This window comes from Micromonospora sp. WMMD980, assembly GCF_029626035.1.
GTDB lineage: Bacteria > Actinomycetota > Actinomycetes > Mycobacteriales > Micromonosporaceae > Micromonospora.
The window spans coordinates 5,001,999-5,014,247 of record NZ_JARUBE010000003.1 but is presented as its reverse complement, the minus strand read 5'-3'; the positions used below and the strand labels follow the sequence as shown (position 1 = coordinate 5,014,247).

At 72.9% G+C, this 12,249-nt stretch carries 12 protein-coding genes; 8 read left to right on the top strand and 4 right to left on the bottom strand.

What is annotated here, in order from left to right; genetic code table 11:
* Window positions 1-5: 5 nt before the first annotated feature.
* The gene (locus O7618_RS23570) at window positions 6-359 is read left to right on the top strand and encodes a YbaB/EbfC family nucleoid-associated protein (RefSeq protein ID WP_278108295.1); all 354 of its coding nucleotides are present in this window, start codon (window positions 6-8) and stop codon (window positions 357-359) included.
* Between the two features lie 4 nt (window positions 360-363).
* Entirely contained in the window at window positions 364-963 is a 600-nt protein-coding gene (locus O7618_RS23565) for a hypothetical protein (protein ID WP_278108294.1), read from the top strand.
* A 126-nt stretch (window positions 964-1,089) separates the two neighbouring features.
* Here the strand turns inward: O7618_RS23565 and O7618_RS23560 are convergent, their stop codons facing one another.
* Window positions 1,090-3,018, bottom strand: coding sequence for an AAA family ATPase (locus O7618_RS23560; RefSeq protein WP_278110126.1), 1,929 nt, complete (start codon window positions 3,016-3,018; stop codon window positions 1,090-1,092).
* Window positions 3,019-3,300: 282 nt separating this feature from the next.
* Entirely contained in the window at window positions 3,301-4,590 is a 1,290-nt protein-coding gene (locus O7618_RS23555; RefSeq protein ID WP_278108293.1) for a hypothetical protein, read from the bottom strand.
* A 248-nt stretch (window positions 4,591-4,838) separates the two neighbouring features.
* On the opposite strand from O7618_RS23555, the gene O7618_RS23550 reads away from it, so the two are divergent.
* The 3 genes from O7618_RS23550 to O7618_RS23540 all read left to right on the top strand — a co-directional run bounded on the left by O7618_RS23550 (window position 4,839) and on the right by O7618_RS23540 (window position 7,687).
* A complete protein-coding gene (locus tag O7618_RS23550; protein ID WP_278108292.1) occupies window positions 4,839-5,420 on the top strand; it encodes a helix-turn-helix domain-containing protein in 582 nt (193 codons plus the stop codon).
* Window positions 5,421-5,462: 42 nt separating this feature from the next.
* Complete coding sequence (locus tag O7618_RS23545; protein ID WP_278108291.1) at window positions 5,463-6,713, top strand: MFS transporter; 1,251 nt, start codon at window positions 5,463-5,465, stop codon at window positions 6,711-6,713.
* A gap of 122 nt (window positions 6,714-6,835) precedes the next feature.
* On the top strand, window positions 6,836-7,687 hold the full coding sequence (locus O7618_RS23540) for a menaquinone biosynthesis protein (protein WP_278108290.1): 852 nt from the start codon (window positions 6,836-6,838) through the stop codon (window positions 7,685-7,687).
* Window positions 7,688-7,701: 14 nt separating this feature from the next.
* Here the strand turns inward: O7618_RS23540 and O7618_RS23535 are convergent, their stop codons facing one another.
* Window positions 7,702-8,637 (bottom strand): hypothetical protein, encoded by a 936-nt coding sequence (locus O7618_RS23535; protein WP_278108289.1) that lies wholly within the window; start codon window positions 8,635-8,637, stop codon window positions 7,702-7,704.
* The gene (locus O7618_RS23530) at window positions 8,637-9,629 is read right to left on the bottom strand and encodes a hypothetical protein (protein WP_278108288.1); all 993 of its coding nucleotides are present in this window, start codon (window positions 9,627-9,629) and stop codon (window positions 8,637-8,639) included. The genes O7618_RS23535 and O7618_RS23530 overlap by 1 nt, the downstream gene beginning before the upstream one ends.
* A gap of 371 nt (window positions 9,630-10,000) precedes the next feature.
* On the opposite strand from O7618_RS23530, the gene paaA reads away from it, so the two are divergent.
* From paaA to paaC, 3 genes are all read left to right on the top strand, one after another.
* Complete coding sequence (paaA, locus tag O7618_RS23525) at window positions 10,001-11,068, top strand: 1,2-phenylacetyl-CoA epoxidase subunit PaaA (RefSeq protein WP_278108287.1); 1,068 nt, start codon at window positions 10,001-10,003, stop codon at window positions 11,066-11,068.
* A 167-nt stretch (window positions 11,069-11,235) separates the two neighbouring features.
* The gene (gene paaB / locus O7618_RS23520; protein WP_278110125.1) at window positions 11,236-11,523 is read left to right on the top strand and encodes a 1,2-phenylacetyl-CoA epoxidase subunit PaaB; all 288 of its coding nucleotides are present in this window, start codon (window positions 11,236-11,238) and stop codon (window positions 11,521-11,523) included.
* Window positions 11,520-12,245 carry a 1,2-phenylacetyl-CoA epoxidase subunit PaaC gene (paaC, locus tag O7618_RS23515; RefSeq protein ID WP_278108286.1) on the top strand — a complete coding sequence of 242 codons (726 nt, stop codon included), beginning with the start codon at window positions 11,520-11,522 and terminating at the stop codon, window positions 12,243-12,245. The genes paaB and paaC overlap by 4 nt, the downstream gene beginning before the upstream one ends.
* Window positions 12,246-12,249 lie beyond the last annotated feature (4 nt).

Sequence of the window (12,249 nt, the reverse complement as noted above, 5' to 3'; positions counted from 1 at the left end):
CAGCCATGACGTTCCCGGCCCTGGACCGGATCGAGGCGCTGGCCCGCAACCTGGACGGGTGGCAGCGTGAGCTCGGCGCGCGGATGGCCGAGCTGGAGCAGAGCAGCGCCGAGGGCGCGAGCGACTCCGGCCTGGTCACCGTCGTGGCCGCCGCCGACGGCACGATCCTCTCCACCGACATCAACGCGCGGGCCATGCGGTTCGACTCCTACACACTGGCCGAGGAGTTCACCGCCGCGGCCAACCGGGCACAGGAGGCCGCGGCCGCCCGGGTGCGCGAGATCGTCGGCGAGGTGATGGGCAACGCACCGGCCGCGGAGCGCCGCGCCGACGACGGCTACGGCCACGACCGATACTGAGCCGATGGACGAGTCCAGATACCGCGAGGCGATCGGCCGGCTCGTCGAGCCGGGCGAGCGCGTGCTGGCCCAGGCCGAGGCCGACGTCGGCGGCGGCCTCACCCCGCCACCGCCGCCCGAGCCGGCGTCGACCGCCGAACCGGGCCGGCGCACCGTCGGCTCGGTGCTGCTGAACGTGCTCCTGCCACTGGCCACCTGGGAGCGCGGTGACCGCCTCGTCGACCTGGTCGGGTGGGGGATCGCCGGTCGCGGCGCGCCCGGCTCGGCCGCGTCCCGGCTGCACCGGGCGCTGACCCCGCCGGGGGCCGACCTCAAGGTCCGGGAAACCCTGCTCGCGGTGACCGACCGGCGGTTGCTGGTCTGCCGCACCGGCGGGGTCACCCTGCTGGCCGGGCGGGAGGCCGAGGAGCGGGCGCTGGCCGAGACCGGGCTGGTCTGGTCGGCGTCCCGGGCGGACGTCGCGTCCGCCCGGGTCGGCTGGCACCGGCTCAACCCGAAGCGGCTCCGGATCGACTTCACCGACGGGTCCTGGCTCGCCTTCACCGTGCCGATCGCCGAGTCGGGCGCGCCGCTGCGCGCCGTCGCCACCGCGCTCCTGGCCTGACCGTCACCGCGCTCGCGCCCGGGCCGACGTCGGGTCGGCTCGCACCGACGCCCGCTCGGCGCCCCGCCCGGTCCGTCCGGCGCCGCAGGGCTCCACCCGGCCCGGCGTCCGCCCGGCCGGGGCCGGTCAGCCGGCGAGCGGAGCGGGCAGCGGCTCGCGGTGGAGCACCGCCAGCCGGGAGACCGCCCGGGTCAGCACCACGTAGAGGCGGTGCAGACCGCGCGGCTCGGCGGCCACGATCGCGGCCGGCTCGACGACCACCACGTGGTCGTACTCCAGGCCCTTGACCAGCGTCGCCGGCACCACGGTGACCCGCGTCGCGGCCTCGACGTCGTCGGCGGTCGCGGTCGCCACGCCCGCCTCGGCGAGCGCCGCGCGGAGCCGCTCCACCGCGTCGTCGGCCGCGATCACACCTACCGAGCCGTCGTACGCCAGCGCCGCCCGCACCTCGGCCACCGTGGCGGCCGTCAGGTCCTCGGCGGTACGCACGTCGAGCGCCCCGTCGTGGCGCAGCGACCGGGCCGCGGGCACGTCGACGGCGAGCGCGGGCAGCAGCCGGTTCGCGAACGCCACCACGGCGGCCGGGACCCGGAAGCCGACGCTCAACGGCACCACCGCCGCGTCCGGCTTGCCGAGGTGGGTCAGGGACGCGCGCCAGTCCGTGGCCGCCCACGGCGCGGTGCCCTGGGCCAGGTCGCCGAGGAGCGTGATCGAGCCGTGCTCGCTGCGGCGGGCGATGGCCCGGCACTGCATCGGAGAGAGGTCCTGCGCCTCGTCGACCACCACGTGGCCGAAGCCGCCGGGCCGTTCCAGCAGCCCGGCGACCTCGTCGATGAGCACCGCGTCCGCGGCGCTCCAGCGGGTCGCCTTCGGGGTACGCCCGACCTTGCCGGCCCGGAACAACTCCTGCTCCTCGGCGGTGAGCAACCCGTCGGCGGCCGCGGCGAGCGCCTCGGCGTCGGTGCGCAGGAGGTGCACCAGGCCGTCCGGGGTGAGCGCCGGCCAGACCGAGTCGAGCAGGTCGGTGACCGGCTTGATCCGGCTCATCCGACGCAGCCAGGCGTCGGACGGCGACTCGGCGCGGCGGGCCTCGGCCTGGCGTTGCAGCAGCCCCACCACCCGGGCCCGGACCCGGTCCCGGCCGGTGGCGTAGGGCACGCCCTCGGCGCGGGTCTCGGCGACCACCCGGTGCAGCGGGTCGAGGCCGATCCGCCAGCGGAACGAGCCGTCCGAAACCATGATCGGCTCGGTCGGCGTACCGATGTGGGCGTCGACGGCCCGGCGCAGCACCTCGGCCATCCGGACGTCGTGCTTGAGCGCGGCGGCGGCCGGCTCGTCGACCGCGCGAACCGGCACCCGGGCGACCAGGTCCTCCACCGTCGCCTGCTCGACCTCGACCTCGCCGAGCGCGGGCAGCACCGCCGCGATGTACGACAGGAACGCGCGGTTCGGCCCGACGATCAGCACGCCCGAGCGGCGCAGCCGCTCCCGGTGCAGGTAGAGCAGGTAGGCGGCGCGGTGCAGGCCGACCGCCGTCTTGCCGGTGCCCGGCGCGCCCTGCACGCAGATCGAATCGGCCAGGTCGGCCCGGACCAACTCGTCCTGCTCGGGCTGGATGGTGGCGACGATGTCCCGCATCGGGCCGACGCGGGGGCGTTCGATCTCGGCGGTGAGGATCCGGCTGGCGGTGCCGAGTTCCTCGCCCCGGTCGAGGTGCTCGTCCTCGAAACTGGTCAGCGCGCCGGCGCTGAACCCGAACCGCCGTCGGATCCGCACGCTCTGCGGGTCCTTGACGCTGGCCTGGTAGAACTTTCGCGAGAGGGGTGCCCGCCAGTCGAGCACCATCGGCTCGCCGGCCACGTCGGTGACGTGCCGCCGACCTACGTGGAACCTGTCCTCGTCGATGTCGAGCCTGCCGAAGAAGAGCGGGGTGTCGGGGCTGTCCGCCAGTTCGGCGATCCGCCGGGCCAGGTGCCGCCCGAGCGTCTCCGCCGCGTACGCGTCGCCGGCGACCTGATCCCCGGTCGAGAACAGTTGCTCGGCGTGCTCCCGCATTCGCCGGAGCGCTTCGCGGGAGGCTTCCAGATGCACTCGCTCGGCGGCGAGTTCGTCTTTCAGTGCGGGCACGTGGATTTCCTTCAGGGAATCTCAGCTGCTGCTCGCTCGCGTATCCGGGGGCAACCCGGCGCGTCGGGACGTCCGCTGCGGTGCCTGTCTCACCTCGGCCGTCAAGCGGCCCACCACTTTACCCGCCGGTGCGGGCCGGTCCACCTCATTTACGGCAGGCGGGTACCGGGAGCCTGTGACGACGCTCCCGGTACCCGGCTGACAAGCTGGTCAGATCACCTTGACCTTGGTGCTCACCGCGGTCTGGTAGAAGTCGGGCTGGCTGGCGAAGCGCGCCCGCCAGAATCCGGACTGCGTCGACGGGATGGTGGCGTCGAACTCGTAGCTCCAGTCCGTCTCGACCACGCGGACCGTCGTCCAGGGTGCCTTGCCGTCGGGCGAGTACTGGATGTCGACCATCGCCGTCTGGGGCGAGAACGGGCTGAACTCCATACGCCCGCTGACCGAGACGCCGGTGCCGTCGGCGGTGCGGGCGGCGGAGAACGACGAGAACGAGACCGGCTGGAGCACCGTGATGGTTCCGGTCTGCGCGCTCGGCGAGGCGATGAACGGATCCTCCGAACTCACACTGACCCGGTAGAAGCCGGTCTGGTAGGGCGCGACCTCGATCTGGTAGCGGCCTTCGGCGTCGGTCGTCGGGTAGTCCGACCAGGGGCACGTCGACTCGTCGTAGCAGAACAGCACGCCGAACTGCTTGTTGGCGAAGGGCCGCCAGCCGTCCGGCGCACGCCAGGTGAGCTGGCCGGTCAGGGTGACCGTCTCGCCGGCCTTGATCTTGGCCCGGCTCGCCGTGACGGTGGCCCGGGCGGAGGCCGGGGAGATGCCGACCGGCAGCTCGGCGGAGTTGCCGCTCAGGTAGCCGAGGTGGTCGTTGTCGTAGGAGTAGTAGGCGTAGACGGACCCGGCGGCGTCGAGGTGCAGCGGCCCCGAGAACGTGCCGTCGGCAAGCGTGGTGGCCGCGCCGAAGTCGCCGGGATACGACGAGAGGTTGACCGGGAAGCCGGCCAGCGGCTCGATGTGGCCGTCGCCGGGCCAGCGGCCGAGCAGGCGCCCGCTGAGCGTGACCTCGCGCCGGGCGTAGGTCAGGGTCGCCGGCTTGGCGACGACGCGGTCGAACGACGTGGCCACGAAGTAGGCCAGACTGCCGGCATCGGGCCGCGACGCGCGCTGGCCGTCGTTGTCGGTGACCTCGATGTCGACCCGGTAGCCGCCCAGTTGGGCCAGCTGGAACCGGTCGGTGGTGAACCAGGTGCTGGTGGCCCCGTCGTTCGACTCGATCTCGAAGCCGTCGGTGTTCGCGACCTCCTGCTGCGTCGCGTAGGACACGATGCGGGCGCGGATCGAGGCGACGCCACTGTCGGACGTCACCGAGACCCGCAGGCGGCCCAGGTCGTTGTCGATGCTGTTGGCCCAGTTGACGACGGGTGGATCGGCGGCCGAGGCCGGCGCCGAGAGCCCGGTCGCGCCGACCATCGCCGCGATCGCCGCGACAAGTGCCATCCGGAAACGCCCCACAGGTTCCTCCCCCATGGATGCAGTCGCGCAGATTCTGGGCTCGGCCCGCGCATCACGATGCCCCGTGAACCGGCGCGTGCCGTTGGCGCGGCCGAACGGGTGGTCGGTCCCGCCGAACGTGGCGGTCGGCACGGAGCTTCGCCCCCGTCGACAACCCGTTCGGCCGTCGCCGCGACCTCGCCCGCCGGTGGGGCCCGTCCCGCCGGGGAGGTCCGGGCGGCAATCATGGAGGCATGACCGAGGAGCGTTCCGAGAGGCACCGGGTGACGATCAGCGACCCGCAGGTGATGCGGGCGCTCGCCCATCCCGCCCGCATGGCGATCATGGAACATCTTGGCGCCGGGGAGGGGGGCGCGACCGCCACCGAGTGCGCCGAGATCGCCGGCCTCTCGCCGAGCGCCACCAGCTACCACCTGCGGGAGTTGGCGAAGTTCGGTCTGGTGCGGGAGGCGGCCGGGCGGGGTGACGCGCGGGAGCGGGTGTGGCAGGCGGTGAACGCGTCGTACTCCGTCGAGGCGGGGCCGGACGCCGATCCGGAGACGCACGCCGCGGAGGCGGCCCTGGTGGAGGCGCATCTGGTGCGGGACGCGCAGCGGGTCCGGGACTGGATGCGTCGGGCCCCGGACGAGCCCCGGGAGTGGTACGAGTCGACCTGGTTCAGCGACAGCGTGCTGCTGTTGACGGCCGAGGAGTTGGCCGAGCTGAACGAGGCGGTCCGGGCGTTGACGTCGCCGTACCGGCAGCGGGTGCGGACCGATCCGCCGGCGGGGGCGCGCAAGGTGGCGGTGCAGTACCGGGCGATGCCCATTGACTGACGTGGGTTGCGCGCACCAGGTGTGAAGGATTATTTTCGAAATATGTCCTTCACATCTGGTGCGTCGCGCTGGCCGGACGTCTGGCTCGCCACCACCGCCCGGGGTCTGTCGAGCTGCGGTGACTTCCTGGCCGCCACCGCACTGACGCTGGCGCTCCAGTCCGCCGGCGCGGGCGGCCTCGCCGTCTCCGGGCTGCTGCTCGCCGCGACACTGCCGCTGGTCGCGCTCGCCCCGCTGACCGGCCGGCTGGCCGACCGGGTGGACAGCAGGGTGCTGCTGGTCGCCACCGGCCTGGGGCAGGCCGCGATCTGCGTGGCGCTGGCGTACGCGACGGACCCGGTCCTGGTCATGGCGCTGGTGGCGCTGTTGGCGATCGGGCTGGCGATCACCCAGCCGGTGCTCGCCGCGCTGGTGCCGGTGATGGTCCGGGCCGAGGACCTGCCCCGGGCCGGCGCGCTCAACCAGACCGCCGGCACGCTTGGCGCGCTGGCCGGGCCCGCGCTGGCCGGGCTGCTCGTCGGGCAGTACGGCACCCGGGTGCCGCTGCTCGTCGCCGCGGTCAGCTACCTCGCGCTGGTCGTGGCCGCGCTGCTCATCCGTACCCGACGGGGTGGCCGCGTGCCGGCGGCGGCCGGCGTCGCCGCGGCCGCCGCCCCACTCTGGCGACTGCGGCGCGACCCGCTGCTGCTGGTCATGGTCGGCAGCGTGGCCGCGGTGGTCGGCGCGGTCGGGGCGATCAACGTGATCGAGGTCTTCTTCATCCGCGCGACGCTGGACAGCTCCACCACCGTGTACGGACTGGTCACCGGCTCCTGGACGCTCGGCATCGTGCTCGGCGCGTGGCTGTTCGCCCGGGTCGCCCGCCGACTCGCGGACGACGGCGCGCTGCTCGGCGCCGGGCTGGTGCTGCTCGGCGGCTGCTGCCTGGCGGTGCTCGTCTCGGCGGCGGTGCCGGCGGCGTGGATCCTCGTGCCGATCTGGCTGCTCGGAGGCGTGGCCAACGGCGGCAACAACGTCTTCGACAACCTGCTGCTGGCCCGCCGGGTTCCCGACGCGGCCCGGGGCCGGGCGTTCGCGGTGTTCGGCGCGGCCGTGCAGGGCGGCGGGATGGCCGGCTACCTGGTCGGCGGCCTGCTGCTGGAGGTGGCCGAACCTCGGCCGCTGGTCGCCGGCTGCGGGGTGGTCGGGCTGCTGGTCGTGGCGGCACTGGCCTGGCCGGTCCGCCGCGCGGTACGCGCCGAGCGCGCCGCCGTCCCCGCCACCGCGCCGCCCCCGGTGGGCGTGGCCGGTTAAGCGGGGCCCCTTCCTCTACCGCAGGCGTTAACCAGGGGCCCCTCCTTCCACCCGGTGCGGGATGGGCCACTCCGGTGGCTCCCCGCGGAGCGGGGAGCCACCTGCGGGGATACGGTCGGTTCATGGCCGACCGCATCGCCCGCCCCCGGGTGGGGCACATCCAGTTCCTCAACTGCCTGCCCATCTACTGGGGGCTGATGCGGTCCGGCGCGCTGCTCGACGTCGACCTGCACAAGGACTCGCCGGACAAGCTGAGTGCCGACCTGGTCCGCGGTGACCTCGACATCGGCCCGATCACGCTCGTGGAGTTCCTGAAGCACGCCGACGAGCTGCTCCTCCTGCCCGACCTGGCGGTCGGCAGCGACGGGCCGGTGCTCTCGGTCAACATGGTCTCCACCCGGCCGCTGGCCGGGCTGGACGGCGCCCGGGTGGCGTTGGGCTCCACCTCACGCACCGGGGTGCTGCTGGCCCAGGTGCTGCTCGCCGAGCGCTACGGGGTGCGTCCGGAATACTTCCGCTGCCCGCCGGACCTGACCCAGATGCTGCTCGAGGCCGAGGCCGGGGTGCTGATCGGTGACGTGGCGCTGCGCGCGCTCTACGAGGCGCCCGGCAAGGGCCTCGCGGTGACCGACCTCGGGCAGGCCTGGCACGAGTGGACCGGGCTGCCGATGGTGTTCGCCGTCTGGGCGGTCCGCCGCGACTTCGCCACCGCCCACCCGGGCCTGGTCAAGGAGGTGCACGAGGCGTTCCTACGCTCGCGTGACCTGTGCCTGGCCGAGCTGGACCAGGTGGCCGAGGCGGCGGCCCGCTGGGAGCCGTTCGACGCCGAGACGCTCGCCACCTACTTCCGCACGCTCGACTTCTCGCTCGGCGAGCGGCAGGTGGCCGGGCTGCGCGAGTTCGCCCGCCGGGCGGCCGCGTACGGGGAGGTGCCGGCGTTGCCGCCGGGCGGACCGGAGTTCTTCCGGGGCTGAGCGCGGGCCGCGGCTCAGTTCGCCGGGCGCAGCAGCGCCTCGGTGATCTGCTCGCAGGCCTTCATCCCGTAGTCCCAGCCGCCGACGCTGAACGGGCTCTTGACCATCACGCCCATCGTCCAGGTGTCGCCGATCGCCAGGCAGTTGACGTGGTATTCCTTCTCCTTCTGCCGGTCGATCCAGCCGTTCTTGATGGCGATCTTCTTCTGCTCGGCGGCCGGGAAGGCCTTGCGGATGCCGAAGTCGCCGTCGCCGCGCACCAGCCGCATCTCGTTGAGCAGCCACTTCGTCCACTTCGGCCCGGCCGCCCGCCCGTCGTCGATGCAGAGGCCGAGCCGCGCGGTGTCGCGGGGGGACAGCAGCGTACGGCTCCAGCCGCCGTCGGCGGCGACCTTGCTGTCGGTCAGCTTGCAGATCGAGATCAGCCGCTTGATCGAGGCCGCGCTGCCCACGCTCTCGTAGAACTCCTGGGCGCGGGTGTTGTCGCTGTCGCGGATGATCCGGGTGGCGTCGGCGAGTTTCGCGTCGCTCGGGGTCCTGCCGTCCTCGGCGCTGCGCCGCAGGTAGTCGGCGACCACCCAGGACTTGATCAGGGATGCGGTGGTGCTGGTCTCGCCCATGTTCTTCGAGCCGATGATCTTCCCGGTGCGCTTGTCCAGCACGGACCAGGCGTACCAGCCCTCGATGTCGAGGTCGTCGAGATCCTGGGCCTGGAACGGCAGCGGCTCCAGTGACCGCGCCGGCGCCGGCGCGGGCCGGCTGTCGCGGTCGGTTGGCTTGGCCGTGGAGCGTTCACCGGCCGGGTCGGGGTGCGACCCGGCGGTCTGCTCCAGCGGCGACCCGGGGACCAGCCGCAGCGTGAGGACCAGCAGGCCGACCAGGGCCACGGCGACCGCGGTGAACGCCAACGGGCGGTGATGACTCCCGGGCCGGCGCCGGGCGCCGGCCATCAGAGCTTCCCGACCGGCTGCTGCGGCACCTTGAGGGCGGCCCCGGGCTGCGGGGTGACGAGCTGCGTGGCGACGCTCGCGCACACCTTCGACCCGTAGGACAGGCCGGCGCCGCCGGGGTAGCGCATCATCACCGCGAGGCTCCACTTGTCGGTGACGGCGAGGCAGTTGACGTGCCAGTTGCCGTCGTACACGAGCTGGGTCCAGCCGTTCTTGATGCTCACCGGGCCCTGGGACTTGATCGAGGCGGGCAGGCCGTCGACGATGCCCCACTTGCCGCCGCCGGACTTCGCCTGCTGACTCTTGACGCTGCCCCGGACGTGGGCCATCTCGTCGAGGACCCACTTCGTCCACTTCGGCCCGGCGGCCCTGCCGTCGGCGATGCAGTCGCCGAGCCGGACCGCGTCCCGGGGGGACATCTGGGTGAAGCTCCACCAACCCAGGTACGCGGGCACCGTGCCCGCCTTCGTGTCGGTCAGGCCGCAGATCTTGACGGCCCGCTGGAGCACGGGGTTCAGCTTGTTGCCGGGCTGCGGCTTGTAGGACCCGCCGGCCGCCCGGTAGACCCGGTTCGCCCCGTCGTCGTCGCTGTCCCGGATGGCGACGCTCGCCGCCTTCTTCAGGTCGGCGGTCGGCTCCTTGTCGCCGAGCTGGCGCAGGTAGTCGGAGACGATCCAGGTCTTGAGCATCGACTCGGTCGAGCTGGTCTGGCTCATGTTCTTCGCGCCGGTGACGGCGCCGGTCTTCCGGTCCATCAGCGCCCAGGAGAAGAACTGGCCCTTGAAGTTCACCGAGACCGGGGCGTCGGCCAGCGTCGGGGGTGGCGGCGCGGTGGGGGTGGGCGCCGGCACCTGCTCGGCGCCGGCACCGACGCCGCCGAGGCTGCTCAGGCCGTCTCCGCCGGAGAGCTTCGCGTACGCGGCGGGCACCAGCATGCCGCCGCCGACGAGGACCGCCACGACGGCGAGCACCATGGTCACGCGAGGTCGCATGAGTGGGTGAACTCCAGATGTCTGGCCGGGGGGACCGGCGCTTGCGCATGTCTTCGGCCCGATCGTCACAAGGCCGGGGGACGGTGGCCTGAGCGGTGGCGATCAACGGCAGCCGATCGGTGTGCCGGGGGAAGTCTACTTCCGGACCGGCCAACCGCCAGATCCCGACACCCGGCGACTCGCCAGGTGGGCGGGACATTGAGACGCTATGCCGCCCTTGGGGGGTTTCATCTTTGCCAAGTGGTCGATGTCACAGCCATTTGCCCAGGTCAGCGGTGACCACGGCGAGCGCTGATCCGGTCACCGAAGGTGCTGCCGGAATCCTGTGACACCCTCTGGTGTCATTCGGCGCGAGCTGTAACACTGGCTTCATGTATGGCAATGACTTCGCCCCACCCGAGGACGCCTCGGACGGCGGCCTGCTCGGCGAGGTGGAAGCCGCGGAGGCGGCGCTGCGCGAGGCGGCGGCGCGGGCCCGTCGCGGCGCCCCCGCGCCGGACGAGGACGTCGAGGCCTACTTCACCGACGTGATCGACGCCGACCAGAAGATCGAACCCCGGGACTGGATGCCCGAGGCGTACCGCAGGACGCTGATCCGGCAGATCGCCCAGCACGCGCACTCCGAGATCATCGGCATGCAGCCGGAGGGGAATTGGATCAGCCGGGCGCCGTCGCTCAAGCGCAAGGCCATCCTGCTGGCCAAGGTGCAGGACGAGGCCGGCCACGGGCTCTATCTCTACGCGGCGGCCGAGACGCTCGGCATCAGCCGGGACGAGCTGGTGGACCTGCTGCTCGACGGCCGGCAGAAGTACAGTTCGATCTTCAATTACCCGACGCTGACCTGGGCCGACGTCGGCGCGATCGGCTGGCTGGTGGACGGCGCGGCGATCGTCAACCAGGTGCCGCTGTGCCGCTGCTCCTACGGCCCGTACGCCCGGGCCATGATCCGGGTCTGCAAGGAGGAGTCGTTCCACCAGCGCCAGGGCTACGAGATCCTGCACACGCTGGCCCACGGCACCGAGGCCCAGAAGGCGATGGCCCAGGACGCGGTCGACCGCTGGTGGTATCCGTCGCTGGCCATGTTCGGCCCGCCGGACGGCGACTCCACGCACAGCGCCCAGTCCATGGCCTGGAAGATCAAGCGGTTCTCCAACGACGAGCTGCGCCAGCGTTTCGTCGACATGTGCGTCGGCCAGGCGGAGGTGCTCCGCCTGACCATCCCCGACCCGGACCTGCGCTGGAACGACGAACGCCAGGGGTACGACTACACCCAGCCCGACTACGCCGAGCTGATGCGAGTGATCAAGGGCAACGGGCCGTGCAACCGGGAGCGGATGGCGCACCGGCAGCGGGCCCACACCGACGGCGCGTGGGTACGGGAGGCCGCCGCGGCCTATGCCGCCAAGCGGTCGGAGCGGAAGGAAGCGGTGGCCGCATGAGCGAACGCACCGAGCGGAGCGAGGGCCGTGAGGGCATGCCCGGTCGGCCCGGCATGAGCGAACGCACCGAGCGGAGCGAGGGCCGTGAGGGCATGCCCGGTCGGCCCGGCATGAGCGAACGCACCGAGCGGAGCGAGGGCCGTGAGGGCATGCCCGGTCGGCCCGGCATGACTGGTCAGTCCTCGCCCCTGTGGGAGGTCTTCGTCCGGGCCCGGCGCGGCCTGTCGCACACCCACGTGGGCAGCCTGCACGCCCCCGACGCCGAGCTGGCGCTGCGGAACGCCCGCGACCTCTACACCCGCCGCCAGGAGGGCGTCTCCATCTGGGTGGTGCCGGCGAGCGCGATCACCGCGTCCAGCCCCGACGAGAAGGACGCCTTCTTCGACCCGGCGGCCGACAAGGTCTACCGCCACCCGACGTTCTACGAGGTGCCGGACGGGGTGGCCCACCTGTGACCACGGTCTTCGACTTCACGCTCGGCCTCGGCGACGACGCGCTGGTCGTGGCGCAGCGGCTCGGCGAGTGGACCACCCGCGCGCCGGAGATGGAGGAGGACATCGCGCTCGCCAACATCGCCCTCGACCAGCTCGGCGCGGCCCGGCTCCTGCTCACGTACGCCGGTGAGCTGGAGGGCGCGGGCCGGGACGAGGACGCGCTGGCCTACCTGCGCGACGACCGCGAGTTCCGCAACTGCCTGCTGGTCGAGCTGCCCAACGGCGACTTCGCGGTGACCATGGCGAAGCTCTTCTTCCTGGCCGCCTGGCAACTGCCGCTCTACACCGCCCTGGCGGGCTGCGCCGACGAGCGGCTGGCCGCCATTGGCGCGAAGGCGCGCAAGGAGTCGGCGTACCACCTGGACCACGCCTCGCTCTGGGTGAGGCGCCTCGGCGACGGCACCGACGAGTCGCACCGCCGGGCCCAGGACGCGGTCGACCAGGTGTGGCCGTACGTCCACGAGCTGTTCGTCGCGGATCCGGCGGCGCCGGTCGACCCGGCCACCCTGCGGGCCGACTTCGACGCCACCGTGAGCGCGGTGCTGGACGAGGCGACGCTGACCCGCCCGGAGACGGGCTGGGCGCCCGGCGGCGGCCGGGACGGCGTGCACACCGAGCACCTGTCCTATCTGCTGGCCGAGATGCAGGTGCTGCACCGCGCCCACCCCGGGGCGACATGGTGACCAC